17 protein-coding genes and 1 pseudogene are annotated in these 18853 nt (G+C 64.5%); 9 read left to right on the top strand and 9 right to left on the bottom strand.

All coding sequences use genetic code 11. The features are described 5' to 3' along the window. Positions 1–289: 289 nt before the first annotated feature. Positions 290–1441 (top strand): acyltransferase family protein, encoded by a 1152-nt coding sequence (locus tag WBR68_RS13590; protein ID WP_050449442.1) that lies wholly within the window; start codon positions 290–292, stop codon positions 1439–1441. On the opposite strand, the gene WBR68_RS13585 is transcribed toward WBR68_RS13590, so the two are convergent. Next, the gene (locus WBR68_RS13585) at positions 1422–1595 is read right to left on the bottom strand and encodes a hypothetical protein (protein WP_230694560.1); all 174 of its coding nucleotides are present in this window, start codon (positions 1593–1595) and stop codon (positions 1422–1424) included. The two genes, WBR68_RS13590 and WBR68_RS13585, sit on opposite strands and share 20 nt — an antisense overlap. 30 nt (positions 1596–1625) lie before the next feature. Further along, a pseudogene (locus WBR68_RS13580) lies at positions 1626–1820 on the bottom strand (helix-turn-helix domain-containing protein); the annotation flags it as partial. A gap of 618 nt (positions 1821–2438) precedes the next feature. Between WBR68_RS13580 and WBR68_RS13575 the strand changes: the two are divergent. Both WBR68_RS13575 and kch read left to right on the top strand, forming a co-directional pair. Beyond that, the gene (locus WBR68_RS13575) at positions 2439–3251 is read left to right on the top strand and encodes a winged helix-turn-helix domain-containing protein (RefSeq protein ID WP_050449440.1); all 813 of its coding nucleotides are present in this window, start codon (positions 2439–2441) and stop codon (positions 3249–3251) included. A 462-nt stretch (positions 3252–3713) separates the two neighbouring features. After that, a complete protein-coding gene (gene kch / locus WBR68_RS13570; RefSeq protein WP_127185811.1) occupies positions 3714–4925 on the top strand; it encodes a voltage-gated potassium channel protein in 1212 nt (403 codons plus the stop codon). Positions 4926–4952: 27 nt separating this feature from the next. On the opposite strand, the gene WBR68_RS13565 is transcribed toward kch, so the two are convergent. Continuing rightward, positions 4953–6518, bottom strand: coding sequence for an EAL domain-containing protein (locus tag WBR68_RS13565; RefSeq protein ID WP_342490502.1), 1566 nt, complete (start codon positions 6516–6518; stop codon positions 4953–4955). A 344-nt stretch (positions 6519–6862) separates the two neighbouring features. Here WBR68_RS13565 and WBR68_RS13560 point away from each other — a divergent pair, with 344 nt between their 5' ends. Beyond that, positions 6863–7330, top strand: coding sequence for a hypothetical protein (locus tag WBR68_RS13560; protein WP_342490501.1), 468 nt, complete (start codon positions 6863–6865; stop codon positions 7328–7330). Then, on the top strand, positions 7320–8066 hold the full coding sequence (gene phbB / locus WBR68_RS13555; protein ID WP_050449435.1) for an acetoacetyl-CoA reductase: 747 nt from the start codon (positions 7320–7322) through the stop codon (positions 8064–8066). Before WBR68_RS13560 ends, phbB begins: the two co-directional genes overlap by 11 nt. Before the next feature lie 270 nt (positions 8067–8336). Here phbB and WBR68_RS13550 read toward each other — a convergent pair whose 3' ends face one another. After that, positions 8337–9005, bottom strand: a complete 669-nt coding sequence (locus WBR68_RS13550) for a GntR family transcriptional regulator (protein ID WP_230694515.1) — start codon at positions 9003–9005, stop codon at positions 8337–8339. A gap of 359 nt (positions 9006–9364) precedes the next feature. Here WBR68_RS13550 and WBR68_RS13545 point away from each other — a divergent pair, with 359 nt between their 5' ends. Genes WBR68_RS13545 through WBR68_RS13530 form a run of 4 tightly spaced genes read left to right on the top strand, consistent with a single transcriptional unit; the run spans position 9365 to position 13437 of the window. Beyond that, on the top strand, positions 9365–10801 hold the full coding sequence (locus WBR68_RS13545; protein WP_230694514.1) for a cytochrome ubiquinol oxidase subunit I: 1437 nt from the start codon (positions 9365–9367) through the stop codon (positions 10799–10801). Positions 10802–10805: 4 nt separating this feature from the next. Next, the gene (cydB, locus tag WBR68_RS13540; RefSeq protein ID WP_230694513.1) at positions 10806–11813 is read left to right on the top strand and encodes a cytochrome d ubiquinol oxidase subunit II; all 1008 of its coding nucleotides are present in this window, start codon (positions 10806–10808) and stop codon (positions 11811–11813) included. Beyond that, positions 11813–11977 (top strand): DUF2474 domain-containing protein, encoded by a 165-nt coding sequence (locus WBR68_RS13535; protein WP_230694512.1) that lies wholly within the window; start codon positions 11813–11815, stop codon positions 11975–11977. The genes cydB and WBR68_RS13535 overlap by 1 nt, the downstream gene beginning before the upstream one ends. Before the next feature lie 47 nt (positions 11978–12024). After that, the gene (locus tag WBR68_RS13530; RefSeq protein WP_127185820.1) at positions 12025–13437 is read left to right on the top strand and encodes an aminotransferase-like domain-containing protein; all 1413 of its coding nucleotides are present in this window, start codon (positions 12025–12027) and stop codon (positions 13435–13437) included. A gap of 16 nt (positions 13438–13453) precedes the next feature. Here WBR68_RS13530 and WBR68_RS13525 read toward each other — a convergent pair whose 3' ends face one another. The 5 genes from WBR68_RS13525 to WBR68_RS13505 all read right to left on the bottom strand — a co-directional run bounded on the left by WBR68_RS13525 (position 13454) and on the right by WBR68_RS13505 (position 18853). Further along, complete coding sequence (locus WBR68_RS13525; RefSeq protein ID WP_230694511.1) at positions 13454–14113, bottom strand: hypothetical protein; 660 nt, start codon at positions 14111–14113, stop codon at positions 13454–13456. Positions 14114–14155: 42 nt separating this feature from the next. Continuing rightward, a complete protein-coding gene (locus WBR68_RS13520; RefSeq protein ID WP_230694510.1) occupies positions 14156–15133 on the bottom strand; it encodes a Bug family tripartite tricarboxylate transporter substrate binding protein in 978 nt (325 codons plus the stop codon). A 75-nt stretch (positions 15134–15208) separates the two neighbouring features. Beyond that, positions 15209–16444, bottom strand: a complete 1236-nt coding sequence (tcuB, locus tag WBR68_RS13515; protein WP_255696046.1) for a tricarballylate utilization 4Fe-4S protein TcuB — start codon at positions 16442–16444, stop codon at positions 15209–15211. Beyond that, positions 16441–17847, bottom strand: a complete 1407-nt coding sequence (gene tcuA, locus WBR68_RS13510) for an FAD-dependent tricarballylate dehydrogenase TcuA (RefSeq protein WP_230694509.1) — start codon at positions 17845–17847, stop codon at positions 16441–16443. The genes tcuB and tcuA overlap by 4 nt, the downstream gene beginning before the upstream one ends. 79 nt (positions 17848–17926) lie before the next feature. After that, positions 17927–18853, bottom strand: coding sequence for a LysR family transcriptional regulator (locus tag WBR68_RS13505; protein WP_050449427.1), 927 nt, complete (start codon positions 18851–18853; stop codon positions 17927–17929).

Here is an 18853-nt window from a genome sequence, read left to right as displayed (position 1 = left end):
TTTCGACCCCCCGACTGTAACCGGGCCAGCCCCGTGTCGTCCTCGTATCTCCCCCCTACAGCGGTATCCAAAAGCAGCAAGCCGCGTCCGCCGCCTCACACCGATGACGCAGCCAACTGCATCGAATGCCGCATGGCGGCGGCTTCAGCCGACGCGCAGAATCATTCCAGATAAGGGTGCCGACCGCCCTGCAAGCACAGGAAAGCAAGTCGATTACCGACGCATCAAGCAACGCAGGTGTCCGGTCCGAGGGGGCCGCAAACAACAAGACTACCGGGGAGACACGGCGATGGGCTTCTTAAGAACCTTACTGGCGCTATCAGTGGTGCTGGATCATCTGGGTGGCAGCTACACCGACAATCTGGTCGGTGGCCGGCTGGCGGTGCAACTGTTTTATGTGATCTCGGGATTTTTGATTTCGTACGTACTGACCGCCACCGACAATTACCAGGGTGCCACGGGCAAGTTCTACGCGAATCGCTTCCTGCGGCTGTTTCCCATCTACCTGACCGTGGCGGCGCTGACGCTTGCCGCCCATGTGCTGAGCGGCGGCGCCTTTTTCCGCATCTATGAAGCCCTGCCTTTTTCGGCCGAGCTGTTCCTGCTGCTGTCCAACGTGTTCATCTTCGGCCAGGACTGGCTGATGTTCTTCGGCATCCAGCATTCGGCCCTGGCCTTCACGGGCAGCTTCGCCAACAGCGACGTGCCGCTGTATCAGGGCTTGCTGGTGCCACAGGCCTGGACCCTGGGCGTCGAGATGAGCTTTTATCTGGTGGCGCCTTTTGTGCTGGGTTCGCCGCGCCGGCTGCTGGCTTTGCTGGTTGCTTCGCTGGCGCTACGTGGTGTGCTGATCGCAACCGGCATTGGGCTGAGCGACCCCTGGACCTACCGCTTCTTTCCCACCGAGTTGGCGCTGTTCCTGATCGGCTCGCTGTCGCACCAGGTACTGCTGCCGCTGTTCAAGGCCTGGACCCGACGCGTGAGCCGTCTGCCGGAAATAGGGACTGCCGTGCTGTTCGCCTACACGCTGCTGCACTTTTCGATCAGCATCAACCCCACCGTGCGTGACGGGTTGGCCGTGCTGCTGTTCGCCGCGCTGATGCCCCTGGCGTTCCTGTTCCAATCGCGGCATCGGCTGGACAAAGCGATCGGTGAACTCAGCTACCCGATCTATATCTGCCATTCGCTGGTGATCCTGGTGTTCGGCTGGCTGCTCAACGACATTGAAACGCATCAGCCCACGCTCTTCGCGGCGCTGGTGATTGCGGGCAGCATCGGATTTTCAGCCCTGTTGAACGGCCTGGTCGCCGACCCCGTGGAACGCTTGCGCAGCCGCCTGCGCAGCAAGCCGCAAGCCGGCGCGCCGATACCGGCGCCGGATGCCCGCCGGCGGCCCCAAAACGCGCCGCAGCCCATCGGGACTATTCGCCGCGTGCCTTGATATAGGCGGCCAGCACCAGTTCTATCTGCCGCTTTTCCTGCAAGCTCAACCGTGAATAGGTGGCGTACGACACCGATTCAAACGGCCAGGCGGGTTGCGGGGAAATACCGCCTTCGGCCGTCGCGGCCGGGTCGGTGTAGCCAGAATTCAGCATCGGACCTTCTCCGGTGCTGAGCCACATCGGGCTGACCCGCAAGGCGCGGGTCAATTTGATGAGGGCATCACTGGAGGGTTGCAGGCGCTGCCCGCTTTCGTAGTTGCCGATAGCGCTCTGAGAGAGGTTGCTTGCGACCGCCAAGTCCTTTTGAGTCCATCCCTGAAGCATTCTTGCGCTGCGCAGACGATGGCTAAACGTGTCCAATCGATCAACCTGAGACATTAATCTGAAATTATTTATTAATTAAAACATCTCAATACAACCGCCAAATAAACGGATTGCACCCCAATTCCCGGGTTAATCCGTAAATCGCACTATTCGTGCGCTTTCCCGCTGACGCCAGTTGCGCGGGCCGCCCTGCCCGGCACCCCATATTTTTAAAAAATCCCATATCTGGCATTGACTTAACTCTGCCGCCCACCAGGTACAACCCGTCGGCGTCGGAAGTACGACTGGCACCTTGGGCAAAAAAATTCGGGGCTTGAGTTTATTAGCCTTCAGGTATGCAAAATAGAAAATAATGTATCGGTAATACTTAATAATTCCTTGCAGGGCATGTGACAACGCGGAAAAACAATCACCGTTTCAAGCCCTTCGCCAGAGGGACGCCCCCTCCTGCGGTTACCATCAGAAACTACAGAAACGTATCTTCACAAAAAAACACGCCCGTGTTTAAATGAAACACGGGCGTGACTTCAAGACGGCATTTGGTCCACCGGCCCCTGGCGGCCAGCATGGGACAAGCAACCGGCCGGATTCCTCGCCCCCATTCAAAAAACACCGCCGGACGGTCTCGTCATGGCCCGCCGCTTCGGGCCGCGCCTCTCATTGGAAGCATCAATGAATAACACGCTGGATGTCATTTTCCTTGGCAATGACGATGCCAAGCACACAAGGCTTGTGGACGCCTTATCTCATCTGGGCTTCTGCGTACGCCGCTGTCACGACCTGATCGACGTCTACGATCGCTATTCCCGCCGTCCCAGTCCCCTGGTGGTATTGGACGCGCCACTTTCCGATATCCACAACGCCGCCGTGCGTTTACGCGCGGTCGACCGAGGCTTGGGCATCGTGGCGATCGCCGCATTCACGGACGCGGAAAGCCGCATCCGCACGCTGCTCTGCGGCGCGGATGCCTGCCTGCCGCCCGACGTCACAGGGCTGGAATTGGCGGCGGCGCTCCAGGCTTTGGTACGCCGCGCGGTGGGCTTGGACGGCATGGAAGCCGCGGCCGAGGCACACACCGAAGAACCCGCACAGGAAGCCTGGCGGCTGGCGAACAAGGGTTGGACATTGATCAGCCCGACAGGCCGCACATTGGGCCTGACCACCGGCGAACGGGATTTCCTGTCGCGGCTGGTGACCGCGCCCGATCGCAAGGTCAGCCGCGACGCCTTCTACGCCGATGGGGCCGAAGAGGCCGACAGCGGCATCACGCGCCGACGCTTCGTGGACGTGATGATCAGCCGCCTGCGGCGCAAGGCGGCCGCCAACCAGATGACGTTGCCGATCCGCGCCGTGCACGGCTGGGGCTATATGTTTGCCGCGGACATCACGCTGGACCTGGACTATCGGACTTCGGGGGAAGACAGCCGCCAAGACGGGCTGGAAGAATGGCGCCGCGAAACCGAGGACGCGGACGCGGCCAACTGAGTCGGCTCGAATGGCCTGGCGTGTTCAGCGTTGAACACAAAGAAGACGGGCAAAAAGCAGATAAAAAAACGCGGCGCTGCCCCCGAGAGGTAAGACGCCGCGCTAAAACAACACGTGAACCCGGAGTCATCAGCCGGCACTGATGCCTTCTACCTGGATCACGCGATTCCAACATTCGTGCCTCATACTGCTCACGCACGGTCCGACCGTGAACCTGCGCCGGGTCTCTAGTCCCCGCGCAAGCTGCAACGTGATCAACGCCTGGATGTCGGGCCGGCCCTGACTGCTGGCTGGCCTGCCATCCACATCAGCGGTTTTCCACTTCGATAGCCGCGTGATGAACGGAGTTTATGACTTGGGCCGCGAAACCAGTAATTCTTTGTTGATAGCCTTCCATACCTATTTGATATAGCAGGGCCTCTCGTCGCATCGTCCTAAAATGCGGACTAAAGGATCAGTCCAATGCCCCTGAATTCCCCGTCGCTGTCACGCCGGCTCAAGAAACTGCGAGCGCTGTTTTCGCCCAACTGGTGCCTGGCCATATTGGTCGCCCTGGACGGCTATGCCTTCATGCACCCCGTGTTGCGCGAGGTGCGCGCGCGCGAATATTCGTTTTGGCTTGCGCTGGACAACTGGCATGAAGTGATGCGGGTGGTCGGGCTGTTGGAGATTCCCCGGCTGGTGCTGGGCGTGGGCCTGCAAGTGATTGCCATCGGCCTGATTCTCAAGGCGCGGATCGCGTGGGCCTTTTCACTGGTGCTGCTGATCGGTATCGGCACCTTTGCGATTCTTGGCGAGGCCGGGCGCGCGGGGCTGGGCGTGTACACGCTGGTGCTGTTGATTGCGCTGATCGTCTATTGGCGGCGCTTTGACCGCGCGAGCGTCACGGCGGGTTCGCTGTTCGCCCTGGTCAGTGTGGTGTCTCTGCTGATCTACGCCGTCTTCGGCACGCTCTACCTGGGCAACGAGTTCAACCCGCCGGTGCAGGACATGGGCACCGCGTTCTACTTCTCCATCGTGTCCATGTCCACGGTCGGTTATGGCGACATCACGCCACACAGCATCACGGCCAGGCTGTTCACCGCGTCGATTATCATTCTTGGCATTACCGTATTCGCCACGTCCATCAGCGCGATTGCCGGCCCGGTAATCGGCGGCAATCTGAAACGGCTCGTCAAAGGCAGATTCTCCACCGCCATGAGAAAAAACCACATCATCATCGCGGGCGCGACTCCGCTGGCGCTTAGCGTCTATGCCGGACTGCGCCGCCGGGGCGACGAAGTCACGGTGATCGTGCCGCCCGGCAGCCCGCAGGAATATCCCGCCGCCGCGGACCTGATCGAAGGCGATCCGTCCAGCGTGGAAGTCTTGCACAGCGCCGGCGTGACCCGCGCGCGCTACGTGCTGGCGCTGCGCGACGACGACGCCGAAAACGCATTCATCGTGTTGGCGGCCAAGGAAGCCACGGGCGAGGGCGGCGCGAAGACGGTGGCGCTGGTCAACACCAGCAAGCACCTGGAGAAGATCCGCCGCGTGCAGCCGGACCTGGTGTTTTCGGTGCAGTTGCTGGGCGCGGAGTTACTGGCGCGCGCCATCAATGGCGAACCCATGGACGGCCAGGCCATTGCGGACCTGTTCTTCGCCAAGGTAGAACCGCAGGCCAAACCCGCCTGATGATGTTGCCGGCCGCGTTGCCTGCATCTAGGGCAGCGATGCCACCCGCTCGCCGGGCGGCGAGTGCCCCGCATACCAGGGCACGAAATCAGCGGACGGCATGGGCCGTGCAAACAAATAGCCCTGGATGAAGGCGACGCCGCGCGCCGTCAGATATTCAAACTGCGCCTGCGTTTCAACCCCTTCGGCCACCACCGCCAGGTTCAGTCGGTGCGACAGCGTGATGATCACGTCAAGCACGGGCGCCTCTTCGCCGGATGGCATGATCGCCTGTACGAAGCCCTTGTCGATCTTCAAATAATCCACCGGAAATTTCTGCAGATACGACAGCGAACAGTGCCCGGTGCCGAAATCATCAATGGCCACGCGCACGCCCGCGGCACGCAGCGTATCGATATTGCGGCGTGCCTGGCCGCTGTCCGAGATCAGGCTGCGCTCGGTGATCTCAAGCACGATCAACGGCCGGCGCGCCGCGACCTTGGCCACGAAGGCCTGGATGTCTTTCACCAGCACGTTGCTGGACAGATGTTCGGGCGCGATGTTCACGCCCACATGAAAGTCGGGCGGCGTCGTCCAGGACTGCATGTCGCGCTCGATCAAGCGCAGCAAATGCTGGGTCAAGGGGATGATCATGTTTTCCGCCTCGGCCGCGGCAATGAAGATGTCCGGCCGCACGAAGCCCACGCCCGGGCGGTTCCAACGCATCAGCGCTTCAACGCCCGCGCACTGCCCCGTCAGTTGCCCATACACGGGCTGATAGTGCACCTGGAATTCATCGGCGCGCATGGCTCGACGCAGTTGCTCCTTGAATGACAGGCGATTCAATTGCAGCCGATAGGCGGCGAACGCCAGGCCCGCGCCAATCAACAACGCCACGGGCAGATAGCTCAGCAATAGCTGCTGCCAGGCGTCGATCAGGTTGGCGGTGGGCGCCTTGACATGGATGGTCAGCGCCACGCGCCCGTTGTTGCGCGTGACCTCGTCGTACACGGCTTGCACATTGGCATCGGACGCATGCCAGGAATCGCTGTGGATCGGCGCCCCCTTGCCTACGATCAATTCCATGCCATAGTCGCCCAAGGTGGCCACGGCGTTGAGCAGGTCCAGCACGTAGCGGCCATCCACGGCCACCGCGCCGCTGTATCCCGGCGCGCCCGGCTTGCCCAGCAGGATGGCGGGGCGATCTGGCGCCAAGGGTGTGCCCGCCACCGAAAACAGCCAGCGATCCGGTGTGCCTTCGCTGGGCCATTTGCGCAGATCGCCCAGCGCGAAATCCACCTCGCCCACGGCCGACGAACAATAGAGGTGCCGATCGTTGGACAGAACCAGAGCACGAAAATACGGGTTCAGCGTGCCCAAGCGCCGTAGCTGCGGCAATACCTCCGCGCAGGGCCGCGGCGTCAGTTCCGCCACCTGGTCCAGCACGGGCCAGGCTTGCTCCAGCATGTTCTCCATTTGCACGCGAACAATCTGCGCAGCCGCCTCGGCTTCCGTGCGCTGCTGCTTCTTGGCGTAAATCCAGGTCTCGACGGAGCACAGTACGGTCGGCAGCACCAAGGCAAACGCCACCGGCAGGTATCTCCAGGACGGCACGCGAACCGTCATTCCTGATGTGGACAAATTCGCCTCGTCGAGAAGTTCCAGGGCAGCGCGAAGGCCGCGTGTATTGGGGCGCCGATGGATGGCGTCGATGCATGACACACCAGGCGCGAAGTAACGTCAAGTTACTTTGGCGCCATTTCTGCACGGCCCGTATCGCCCGCCATGCGGCGTTTGCGCGCTGCGTCAGGCGACAAAGAGGTGGCGGACGCAGACTGGTGTTGCGGGTCTGCGCTGCGCTATTGTTAACGCACGCCACACGCACGGCGCCGGCCGCCCCGACCTGACGGCTTGAGGACTGATTCGTTACCCCTTACCCACTTTGACAAGGACGGATGATGAAGAAACCTACTGCCTCCCCTTCCCACGGAATCGTCGGCGCCAACGCCGCCTATTGCCAGCGCCTGGCGCAGCTTGCGCAAGAAAGCCAACAACGCTGGATGGAGCTGGGCCGACGCCTGGCCGACGACAACGCCACCAAGTACCTGGCGACGCTGGGGCCGCTACAGCATTCCGGCGCCTGGCAGGACATCGCGCCCGCAATCGGCGACATCGCGCGCAAGCAATGGCAATGCCAATTGGACGCCAGCCAGGCCATCACCCACGCCGCACTGGAAGAACAAGCGACGCTGGCAGCCGGGCTGGGCGAAGCCATGAGCGGCTGGTTCAAGCTTGCCACCGGCGGCGGCATGGCGCTGGCCACGTCGCCGATGACGCAGATGTGGTCAGCCCTGTCCGACCAGATGGCCGCCGCATGCTCGGCCATGCGCGACGCCAGCCCAGCAGGGGCGCATCATGACGCCTAAACGCACCGCACTGGTGACAGGCGGCGCGGGCGGCCTGGGCCGGGCCATTGCGCTGGCCCTGCACGACGCTGGCCACGATGTCATCGCCACTTATCACTCCAACGAAGCCGCCGCGCGCGCCTGGGCGGAAGATGAAGCATCGCGCGGCCGCCGCTTCGCGCTGTACCAGGTAGACGTGGGCGACCATGCCTCGTGCCAGGCGCTGATGCACCAACTGGAACACGACGGGCGAACCATCGACATCCTGGTCAACAACGCGGGCATCACGCGCGATGCCCGGCTGGCCAAGATGAGCCTGGAACAGTGGACCGAGGTCATGCACAGCAACCTGGATTCCCTGTTCCACATGACGCAGCCGCTATGCGGCGGCATGGCGGCGCGCGGCTGGGGCCGCATCGTGAACATTTCATCGGTGAACGGCAGCAAGGGCGCCTTCGGCCAGACCAACTACGCCGCGTCCAAGGCGGGCATTCATGGTTTCACCAAGGCGCTGGCGCTGGAACTGGCCAGCAAAGGCGTCACCGTCAACACCGTATCGCCCGGCTATCTGGACACGCGCATGGTGCAGGCGGTGCCCGAAGACGTGTTGAAGGAAAAGATACTGCCGCAGATCCCGGTCGGGCGGCTTGGCCAACCCGAAGAAATCGCCGCGCTGGTGGCCTTCATCTGCAGCGACGCGGCGGGTTTCATGACCGGTAGCAACGTTGCCATGAATGGCGGTCAGCACATGTATTGACGGATTTGACCCGCCCGGCTTCGCGCCCGCCCACGGACTCCGTCGGCGGGCGCGGTTGTTTCAAGGGTGGGACAAAGGTGCAACCCAGTGGCTGAAACGCGGTTTATGTGAACCGCGTGCGCCCTTGCCCCGGTCTTTCAAGCACCGCCGGCCCCCACCAGACCCCGGTCCGGCAATCCTTGTGCGCGAGCTGTATCTGGGCGGGCGCGCCGCGTAGGTGGGTTCCGTCTACACGTCTTGAAGGCCCGCCGCGCGCGGGCCTTCAGCCGTTCAGCCGTCCTGGCGCATGCGGTGCATGGCCACCAGGTTCTTCTTGGTTTCGATGATGTGCGCTTCAACCAACTGCGCCGCCAACGCGCCATCCTGCTGACGACAGGCTTCCAGGATGCGGTAGTGGTCCGACTGCGGGCCTTCCTTGCCGGTGGCCTGCGACATCATCTCGTGCGTGTAGCGGTCGGTATTCAAGCCGTATTCCTCAATCAGCCGACGCAAGCGCGTGTTGTTCGCGGGCGCGCACAAAGCCAGATGGAAGCGGCGGTTCAGTTCGGCCCATTCCGACACGGAATCGGCCTCGTCGTAGGCCTTGAGGATGGCCTCCAACGTATCCAGGTCAGCCCGCGCCATATTGGGCACGGCCGCGCGCACGGCATAGCCTTCCAGCGCGATGCGGATGTCGAGCAGTTCGCAGATCTGGTCCACGTCCATGCGGATGACGACGGCGCCCCGGTTCAGGTGATACGCCACCAGGCCTTCGGTTTCCAGTTGGCGCAGCGCTTCGCGCACGGGAATGCGGCTGGCCTGGAAGCGCGTGGCCAGGGCGTCCTGCTTGAGCGGGGTGCCCGCGGGCAAGGCGCCCGTCAGGATTTCGTAACGCAACTGATCGCGGATGCGGTGCGGCAAGGCCTGGGCTTTACCGGACGTGCCCTTCGTTTTGGTCATGCTCATAACTATCCGGTATCTCTGGGCGAAGGACGGCGCCCTGCGGCAAACGTCAATGAAGGTTGTTCCAACAGCGGGCTCTCATCGTAGCCGAACGGACCGCTGGCGGGAACCGTGGCCCGGCCCGGGCCGGAAGCCGCCGTACTACCCCGCCCTGACCAACCTGATCTGCTAATTCGGGGCCATATGCGCCACCTGCATTCCAGCGAAGCACAGCACCACGGCCTGCGTCCTGACTGGTTTCAGGCATCCCTCCGATCAAACTGATCCGCTTTTTTATCCGGATTCTGAATCTGTACTACTTCGCGCCCCGGATCTACCGTTCAAAGCGTAGGACACCGCTTATCAGGAAGACCGCTATGCATGGCGACGCGCTATTGCTTGCCCGAATACAGTTCGGGTTCACCATTTCTTTTCACATCGTATTTCCCGCCATCACGATAGGCCTGGCCAGCTACCTGGCTGTACTTGAAGGCTTCTGGCTGCGCACGGGCAAGCCCGTCTATCGCGACCTTTACCACTTCTGGACCAAGATCTTTGCCGTCAACTTCGGCATGGGCGTCGTGTCCGGCCTGGTGATGGCGTACCAGTTCGGCACCAACTGGAGCTTTTTCTCGGACTTCGCGGGCAGCATCACAGGGCCGCTGCTGGCCTACGAAGTGCTGACCGCCTTCTTCCTGGAAGCGGGCTTTCTGGGCGTGATGCTGTTCGGCTGGACGCGCGTGGGCCCGGGGTTGCACTTTTTCTCGACCATCATGGTGGCGCTGGGCACGCTGGTGTCGGCCACGTGGATCCTGGCGTCCAATAGTTGGATGCAGACGCCCGCCGGCTACGAAATCCTGGACGGGCGCGTCGTGCCCACCGACTGGCTCGCCGTGATCTTCAACCCCTCGTTTCCGTACCGCCTGGCGCACATGGGCATCGCCGCGTTCCTGGCGACCGCGTTGATGGTGGGCGCGTCCGGCGCCTGGCATCTGCTGCGCGGAGACCGCAGCCCCGCCGTGAAGAAGATGTTCGCCATGGCGATGGGCATGCTGTTGCTGGTGGCGCCACTGCAAGCCGTGGTGGGCGACTTTCATGGCTTGAACACGCTTAAGCATCAGCCCGCGAAGATCGCCGCCATTGAAGGCCATTGGCAAAATGAACCGGGCGCGGGCGTGCCGCTGACGCTCTTCGGCATCCCCGACATGGAGCGCGAAGAAACGCGCTTTGCGCTGAACGTCCCGCGCCTGGGCAGCCTGATCCTGACGCATAGCTGGGACGGCCAGTTTCCCGGCCTGAAGTCGTATCCGCCCGAAGATCGGCCCAACGCCACTGTGGTGTTCTGGTCGTTTCGCATCATGGCTGGGCTGGGCATGCTGATGATTCTGCTGGCCGGCTGGGCGCTATGGACGCGCTGGCGCGGACGGCTGTATGAATCGCGCGCGCTGCAACGCTTTGCGCTGTGGATGGGGCCATCGGGCATCGTCGCGATGCTGGCCGGATGGTACGTGACCGAAATCGGCCGCCAGCCGTGGATCGTCTACGGCGTGATGCGCACCGCCGACGCGGCCACACCGCATGGCGTTGGCGAACTGACGCTGACGCTAGCCTTGTTCGTGGCCGTGTACCTGCTGGTGTTCGGCGCCGGCGTGTCGTACATGCTGCGCCTGATCCGCATGGGTCCCAGCCCCGCCCCCGGCCACGCGCCGCTGTCGGGCGGCCCGGGCGAAGCGCGCCAACCCTCGCGCCCGCTGTCCGCCGCCTCCACGCTGGCCGGCATCGAAGCCGCGCCACGCAAGCCTTCGGGAGTCTGACGCCATGGGCATCGACCTTGCATTGATATGGGCCGTCATCATCCTGTTTGGCGTGATGATGTACGTGGTGATGGACGGCTTTGACCTGGGCATCGGCATCCTGTTTCCGCTGATCCGCGACCGCGATGAACGCGACGTCATGGTCAACACCGTGGCGCCCGTCTGGGACGGCAACGAAACCTGGCTGGTGCTGGGCGGCGCGGGCCTGATGGCGGCCTTTCCGCTGGCGTATTCCGTGATACTCAGCGCGCTGCACCTGCCGCTGGTGTTCATGCTGCTGGGCCTGGTGTTTCGCGGCGTGGCGTTTGAATTCCGCTTCAAGGCCGATGAACACCATCGTCGGTACTGGGACCTTGCCTTCGTGTTCGGCTCGGTCACGGCCACGTTCTTCCAGGGCGTGACGCTGGGCGCCTACATCGAAGGCATCGCCGTGGTGGGGCGCGCCTATCAGGGCGGTGCGTGGGACTGGGTCAGCCCGTTCTCGCTGTTCACCGGCCTGGGCCTGGTGGTGGGCTACGCCTTGCTGGGTTGCACCTGGCTGATCATGAAGACCGAAGGCCGGCTGCACCGCCACATGTGCAGCATCGCGCGGCCGCTCACGTTCACGCTGCTGGCCGTGATCGCGGTGCTGAGCGTGTGGACGCCGCTGGCGCAGCCGCATATCGCGCAGCGCTGGTTCAGCCTGCCCAATATGTTCTGGTTCTTGCCTGTGCCGGTATTGGTGGCCGCCGCCGGCTATGACTTGATCCGGCGCGTGCGCGGTACGCCCGCCGCCGGCCCATTCCTGCTGTCGCTGGCGCTGGTGTTCCTGGCCTACACCGGCTTGGGCATCAGCATCTGGCCCGCCATCATTCCGCCTGACATCTCGATCTGGACGGCGTCCGCGCCCCCGCAAAGCCAGGGCTTCGCCTTGGTCGGCGCGCTGCTGATCATTCCGATTATCCTGGCCTATACCGCCTGGTCGTACTACGTATTTCGCGGCAAGGTCCGCACCGGCGAGGAGTTTCATTGATGCCTGCCTTGACGACACCCCCTGACGCCGCCCGCCCGGCCCCTGCGTCGTGGCGCAGCCGCCTGCTGTGGCTGGCGCTGATCTGGGCCACCAGCGTCGCGGCGCTAGGCGTGGCGGCCTACGCGCTGCGGCTGCTGATGCGCGTCGTCGGCATGTCGACATGAGTCCGCCCGTGCTTGCCCCACCCTCTTCCCTTTGAATCGGAGCCACCATGAAGCGCTATGAAAGGCTGACGGAAGACATCACCGCGTCAATCAGTTCGGGCTTGCTGCAAGTGGGCGACCGCCTGCCTTCGGTACGGCAGACGAGCGCCAGCCGGGGCGTCAGCCCGTCCACGGTGTTCAAGGCCTATTACCTGCTGGAAGCGCGCGGCCTGATCCGCGCGCGCGACCGGTCCGGCTACTACGTGTTGCGCGCGCCGCAGGCCGCGCTGCCCGAGCTGGACGGCTTGTCCAGCGCCCCCGCCGGCCGACACCCGGTGGACGTCAGCGACAACGTGCTGCAAGTGCTTAACGCCACGCTGCGCCGCGACATGGTGCCGTTTGGCTCCGCCTTTCCCAGCCCGTCGCTGCTGCCCTACGCGCGGCTGGGCAAGTTCATGGCGTCTGCCGCACAGCGGCTGGACCCCTGGGGTTCCATCGACGACCTCAGCCCGGGCGATGCGGCGCTGCGCCGCGCCATCGCGTTGCGCTACCTGGCCGATGGGCTGACGGTGCCGGTGGACGACATCATCATCACCAACGGCGCGCTGGACGCGCTGAACCTGAGCCTGGCGGCGGTGACCCAGCCCGGCGATGCGGTCATCGTGGAATCCCCCACGTTCTATGCCGCGCTGCAATCGCTGGAACGCAACCAGCTCCACGCCATCGAAGTGGCCACGCATCCGCGCGAAGGCATCGACCTGCAAGCGCTGGAAGACGCCATCACGCAGCACCGGCCGCGCGCCTGCTGGTTGATGACCACGTTCCAGAATCCGCTGGGCAGCCTGATGCCCGACAGAAAAAAGGAAGCGCTGGTCCGACTGCTGACCCGGCATGGCGTCGCGCTGATTGAAGACGACGTCTACGGCGAACTGTACTTCGGCGAACAGCGGCCACGCCCGGCCAAGGCCTTCGACAAGGAAGGCATCGTGATGCACTGCTCGTCGTTTTCAAAGACACTGGCGCCCGGCTACCGCGTGGGCTGGGTGGCGGGCGGACGCTATACGCAGAAGATCATGCGCAACAAGCTCACCACCAGCCTGGCCACCGCCGCGCCCACGCAGGCCGCCATTGCCGCCTATCTGGAAAAGGGCGGCTACGACCGCCACCTGCGCCAGTTCCGCCAGGCACTGGCCGTGCAGCAAGGCGAACTGCTGCAAGCGGTAGCGCGCTACTTTCCCAAGGGCACGCGCGCCACGCGCCCGGCTGGCGGCTATTTCGTGTGGGTGGAATTGCCCGCGCACATCGACACGTTGAAGGTTCACCGCGCGGCGCTGGATCACGGCATCAGCATCGCACCGGGCCCGCTGTTTTCGTCGTCGGGCGCCTTCCGGAATTTCCTGCGCTTGAACCATGGGCACCCCTGGAACGCCGATATGGAACAAGGCATGGCGACACTGGGCAAGCTGCTGGCGGGCGGTTAGGGGTGAGCGATCAGAGTTAGCGTGCCGCCTCGACCTCGCGATACAGCGATGCCGCATCCGGCCGCAAAGGCAGCGCCAGCTTGCCCCGGCGGTCGATGGCGCCCCATTGGCCGCCCGTCATGAAGCTGTGTTCGCCATCCGGCGTGTGCGCCTTGCGGCAGCCTTCGCACACCACGGCCAGGCCGCCGCTGTAGCGGTCGACCCATTCATAGGGGGTGGCCAGCACGCGGTTAAGCTGCGTGTCGTAAAAGGCCATGCCGCCCGACCAGGGCCCGCGCGTCAGGCCGCCTTCGAAGTCGTCCGCGAAATTGTCGTAGGTGACGACCGCCACCGATTTTCCGTCAGGCCGCACCCAGCGCCACGATCCGTGCGTGAATACCGGCGACAAGCCATCCTCGTTGAAGTCCATGCGCCCAAGCGCATCCGCCGCGAACACGACCGCGTCACCCTCCACCCGCGCACATTGATCGGCGGGTTCCAGCATGCCGCCGTCCTGCCTGGCGACGTACAGACATTGAAGCGCATAGGGAATGGATGAACGCGTGGTGGTGGCATCCGTGGCGGCTACATCCATGGGCGCGGCGTTCGCCGGAACAGGACCCGCGTCAACAGGATTCGCGGCAAGGGCTGCTGCCGGCAGCGCCGCCAGCAGCGTGAACAAGAAGGTTTTCAGCATGCCGGAAATCCTAGCATGCGCCCCGCCAGCCACAGCCCTGCTTCAGTTTGCCGTCGCGCCGGAATCCTTCACGGCCTGCGCCCATGTCGCAATCTCGGTCTGGATAAACTTACCGAACGCGGCCGTGTTCACGTTGGAGGCCTGCGCGCCCTCTTCCATCAGGCGTTGCTTCACGGCGGGCGCGGCCAACGCACCGCTCAAGGCCTGGTTCAGCGTGGCGACCACGGCGTCCGGCGTGCCCGCGGGCGCCACCACGCCGTGCCACGACACCGCTTGAAAGCCCGGCAGGCCAGACTCGGCCATCGTGGGCACATCGGGCAAGGCCGGCGACCGCTCGGGCGACGTGACCGCCAGCGCGCGCAAGGTGCCCGCCTTCACATGCGGCAGCACGCCCGGAATGGTCGTAAACATGAAGTCGATCTGGCCGCCGATCAAATCGGTAATGGCGGGGCTGCCGCCTTTGTACGGCACGTGCGTGAACGTCAGTTTCGACGAGCTCTTGAACATCTCGCCGGCCAGATGGCCCGGGGTGCCTGCGCCCGCCGAACCCATGTTGGTCTTGTCGCCCTGCCCACGGATGTAGGCGATCAGCTCCTGCACATTGGCGGCCTTGACGTTGGGGCCGATCACCAACACGTTCGGCACCGTCGCCAACAGCGTGACGGGCGTGAAGTCCTTGACCGCGTCATACGAAATGCGCGAGTACAGCGACGGGTTGATGCCGTGCGTGCTGGCGGTGGCCAGCAGCAGCGTGTAGCCGTCCGGCGCAGACGTGGCCACCTGCTTGGCCGCAATGGTGCCGTTGGCGCCGCCCTTGTTCTCGATGATGATGGTCTGGCCCAGCGTCTTGCCCGCTTCCGCCGCGACGGTGCGCGCCAGGATGTCCGACGTGCCGCCCGCCGAGTGCGGCACGACCAGCGTGATGGGCTTGGTCGGAAAGGTTTGCGCCTGCACCGCCGGCAGCACCGGCGTGAAACAGGCGGCCAGCGCAACGCGCGCCAGCAAGCGGTTATGGCTCATTGAAGTCTCCTCGTTTGTAATCGAATGCGGCGCCCTCGCCGGGGCGCCGTCATGCCCGTGGCGGATGGGGCCGGTTCAGTCGGACCCAAGTTGCAGCTTGTTGGGCTGGCGCTTTTCGATGGACCACTTCAGCAGCGCGGCCGAGCGGTAGATGCCGTGCGCGAACTTGCCATAAGGCAGGGTCAGGAACAGCGCCATCACCACGCCCAGGTGGATGGCCAGCAGCAGCGCCATCGCGCTGCCATCGCGCCCGGCCAACAGCGCCAGGCCGGTGGCGCTGGTCAGGAACAGCAGCACGATAAAGCCCCGGTCCATCGGTTTTTGCGCGGCATCGCCTTGCTGCGGGTGGCGCTTGATGTTCAACCACAGCAAGCCGGCTGGCCCGATCAGCAGGCCGATGCCGCCCACCGTGCCCAGCAGCACCGGCGCGCTGAAGAACGGATACGGCGCTTGCAGGCCCAGCAGATAGTGGTACAGCGTGGCCACGCAGGTGGCCGCGAAGCACAGCATGAATCCGTAGAACGTGAAGTGATGAAAGCGCCGCCGCCACAAGGTGAAGGCGTCGTCCGCGTTGTTGCAGCCCTTGCCGTGGCCGCCGTCCAGATAGCGCAGCCGCAGCGCGTCGTGCGCGGCTTCGGCCACGGCCGCGCCAGAGGCCGCCCCCGGGCTGACGTTGCGCCAGAAGCGCGTGACGCCCACTGCCAAGGCCAGCATCGAAAAACCAAACACCACGCCAAACATCAGCGCCAACGTGTTGTGCGGGAACACGGCATAGAAGTTGCCGGCCATGGGCTCATGAAACAACCCGCCCGCCATCAATACGGCCAGCACCAGGAACAGCGCCAGGCCACCAACGGTAGCCAGCGACAAGGCCAAGCCATTGCGCTTGTACAGCGTACCCAGCGCGGCGGGCCAGGCGTAGTCGGTGTAGGTCTGCACCCGCACCTTGGCCATGGCCTGTGGCACATTCACCGCGAATTCATGCGGCGGCGCGTACTGGCAGGCGTGCAGACAGGCGCCGCAGTTGTGGCACAGGTTGGCCAGGTAGTTCAGGTCGGCCTTGCCGAATTCCAGCCGGCGCGTCATGGCCGGAAACACCGCGCAAAAGCCTTCGCAGTAGCGGCAGGCGTTGCATATCTGCATGACGCGCGCGACTTCGGTTTCGTCGTCGGTCAGCAGGTCGGCCTGCGGCTTGGCGGTCTTGCCCAGCCAGCGCACGGGTTGTTCGGCCATGGCCGGGCCGGCGGACGGCTCGGCATGGGCGGTGGAAAACGACTGCGCCTCGCGGGCCAGGGCTTCAAGCTGCTTCATATCGTGCTCTTCGCAAGGGTCTGGGCGCGCGCGGCGGCAGCGGCCCGGGTGCCGGCAATACGGCCGAACGCCGTGCCGATGGACATGCCCACGCCCGCCGTATAGCCCTTGCCCAGCACGTTGCCGGCCATCATTTCGCCGGCCACGAACAGGTTGTCGCTGGGCACGTCGTTAAAGCGCACGGCGGCAGTGTCGTCCACTTTCAAGCCCAGATAGGTAAAGGTGATGCCGGGGCGCAGGGCGTAGCCGTAGAACGGCGCGGTATCGATGGGCCGGGCCCAGTGCGTCTTGGCGGGCGCAATGCCTTCGGTGTGGCAGTCGTCCAGTGCGGTGTGGTCGAACGTGCCGACGCGGCAGGCGGCGTTGTAGTCGCGCAGGGTTTGTTCAAAGGTGGCGGGGTCCAGCCCCAGCTTGTCGGCCAGCTCGGGCAACGTGTCGGCCTTCACACCCGGGAACACCGGCGGCATGAAGCGGCCGATAGCCTTGGCGTCGATGATGGAATAGGCGATCTGCCCGGGCTGCATCGCCGTCAGCCGGCCCCAGATGGCGTAGCGCTTGGGCCAGAAGTCTTCGCCTTCATCGTAGAAGCGCACCGCGTCACGGTTGACTACCACGCCCAGCGACACGCAATCGATACGGGTACAGATGCCACCGTCGTACAGCGGCGCGCGCGCGTCGATGGCCACGCAGTGCGATTGGGACGGGTCGCCAATGCCGTCCGCGCCCACGTCCAGCATGAATTTCAGCAGCACGCCCATGTTGAAGCGCGTGCCACGAATCAGGAAGTTATCGGCCGGCCATTCACCGCGCTCGTTCTGGCCCCAGGCTTCACGCAGCCACTCGCGGTTGGACTCGAAGCCGCCCGCGGCCAGCACACAGGCGCGGGCCTCGATGCGTTCGTCGCCGATGCGCGCGGCCTTGAAACGGCCGTCTTCCAGTTCCAGCGCATCCACGGGTGCGTTGTAGCGGATCTGCACGCCCAGCGCTTCGGCGCTGCGGTAATAGGCATTCACCAGCGCCTTGCCGCCGCCCATGAAAAAGGCGTTGGTGCGCGCCACATGCAACGCGCCTGACAGCGGCGGCTGGAAGTTCACGCCATGGCGGCGCATCCAGTCCCGACAGGTGGAAGATTCGCGGATGACCAGCCGCGCCAGGTGTTCGTTGGTCTGCCCGCCCGTAACCTTCAACAGGTCTTGCCAGTATTCCTCTTCGGGATAGGCGTCGGTCAGCACGTCCTGCGGGGCGTCGTGCATGCAGCGCAGATTGCGCGTGTGCTGCGAATTGCCGCCACGCCATTCACGCGGCGCGGCCTCCAGCAGCAACACGCTTGCGCCGGCCTCGCGCGCCATCAGGGCCGCGCACAGCGCCGCGTTGCCCCCGCCCACCACCAAGACATCCACCATGCCATTGCCCCCCAACATCAAGGGGACGACTCTACCTGGCGGATGGGGCGCGCGATATCAGGCGGGCGTCAACGGGTCTTCACGAATCGTGAAGAGCCACCACCGCCCATTTGCCGTCGCGCGCCAGCGTGCGCGACACATCGGCCAGCACCAGCCGGGCGGCCAGCGCCGCGGGCGAGAGCTCGTCGTCGGACAGACTGACCAGCAGATTGGGGCGAAACAGGTGCGCGTCTTCAATGCGCGCCATGTGCAACTGCCCGGGCGCGATGCGCGCCGTGGCCGAACTGGGCTGGATGGTGGCGGCGTTGCCCAGTTGCACCACGTCCATCAGCAGCGACAGGCCGTCCACTTCGGCCACCACGCGCGGCGTCTGCCCCAATTGCAGGAACGCGTTGTTGACCAGCGCTCGCAGGCCGTGCCGGCCGCTGGGCAACACCAACGGCAGATGCGCGATGTCGGCCAAGCGCGTCGTGTCGCCCTTGGGCAGGCCCGGCATGTCGCGCCGCGCGCACAGGAACAGGGGCTCGTCCAGCAGCGGCATGATGCTCCAGCGGCGGGCGGATTCGGCCTGGAACACAATGGCCAGATCCAGCATGCGGCCGTTGAGCATGTCGGCCAGATGCCCCGACAGCGCCTCGACCAGATGCAGGCGGATGTCGGGGTAACGCTCGTTCATGGCTTGCAGGAACGGCGCGCCCAGGATGGCGGCGGTGGTGGACGACAGGCCCACGCTGACATGGCCGGCCAGCCGCGCCTGCTGCGCGGCCTGCACGGCGTCGTCGGCATGGCGCAGCGCCAGTTGAGCCTGCCGAAAAAACGCCAGCCCCGCGTCCGTGGGCACCACGCCACTGGCGCTGCGTTGCAGCAGCCGGGTCGACAATTCGCCTTCCAGCCGGCTGATCTGCTGGCTGAGCGCGGACGTGACCATGCCGATGGACGTGGCAGCGCGGCCGATGCTGCCCGCCTCGACCACGCGCACGAAGTAACGCAGTTGGCGCAGTTCCAT

Origin of the sequence: Achromobacter sp. JD-1, from assembly GCF_038594925.1 — a bacterium.
Lineage (GTDB): Bacteria > Pseudomonadota > Gammaproteobacteria > Burkholderiales > Burkholderiaceae_B > Achromobacter > Achromobacter spanius_C.
This window is presented reverse-complemented; position numbering and strand designations above follow the sequence as displayed.

Coding starts and splice junctions, on each gene's coding strand:
- WBR68_RS13590 (WP_050449442.1), top strand. CDS start 290: ATGGGCTTCTTAAGAACCTTACTGGCGCTATCAGTGGTGCTGGATCAT.
- WBR68_RS13585 (WP_230694560.1), bottom strand. CDS start 1,595: ATGCTGAATTCTGGCTACACCGACCCGGCCGCGACGGCCGAAGGCGGT.
- WBR68_RS13575 (WP_050449440.1), top strand. CDS start 2,439: ATGAATAACACGCTGGATGTCATTTTCCTTGGCAATGACGATGCCAAG.
- kch (WP_127185811.1), top strand. CDS start 3,714: ATGCCCCTGAATTCCCCGTCGCTGTCACGCCGGCTCAAGAAACTGCGA.
- WBR68_RS13560 (WP_342490501.1), top strand. CDS start 6,863: ATGAAGAAACCTACTGCCTCCCCTTCCCACGGAATCGTCGGCGCCAAC.
- phbB (WP_050449435.1), top strand. CDS start 7,320: ATGACGCCTAAACGCACCGCACTGGTGACAGGCGGCGCGGGCGGCCTG.
- WBR68_RS13550 (WP_230694515.1), bottom strand. CDS start 9,005: ATGACCAAAACGAAGGGCACGTCCGGTAAAGCCCAGGCCTTGCCGCAC.
- WBR68_RS13545 (WP_230694514.1), top strand. CDS start 9,365: ATGCATGGCGACGCGCTATTGCTTGCCCGAATACAGTTCGGGTTCACC.
- cydB (WP_230694513.1), top strand. CDS start 10,806: ATGGGCATCGACCTTGCATTGATATGGGCCGTCATCATCCTGTTTGGC.
- WBR68_RS13535 (WP_230694512.1), top strand. CDS start 11,813: ATGCCTGCCTTGACGACACCCCCTGACGCCGCCCGCCCGGCCCCTGCG.
- WBR68_RS13530 (WP_127185820.1), top strand. CDS start 12,025: ATGAAGCGCTATGAAAGGCTGACGGAAGACATCACCGCGTCAATCAGT.
- WBR68_RS13525 (WP_230694511.1), bottom strand. CDS start 14,113: ATGCTGAAAACCTTCTTGTTCACGCTGCTGGCGGCGCTGCCGGCAGCA.
- WBR68_RS13520 (WP_230694510.1), bottom strand. CDS start 15,133: ATGAGCCATAACCGCTTGCTGGCGCGCGTTGCGCTGGCCGCCTGTTTC.
- tcuB (WP_255696046.1), bottom strand. CDS start 16,444: ATGAAGCAGCTTGAAGCCCTGGCCCGCGAGGCGCAGTCGTTTTCCACC.
- tcuA (WP_230694509.1), bottom strand. CDS start 17,847: ATGGTGGATGTCTTGGTGGTGGGCGGGGGCAACGCGGCGCTGTGCGCG.
- WBR68_RS13505 (WP_050449427.1), bottom strand. CDS start 18,853: ATGGAACTGCGCCAACTGCGTTACTTCGTGCGCGTGGTCGAGGCGGGC.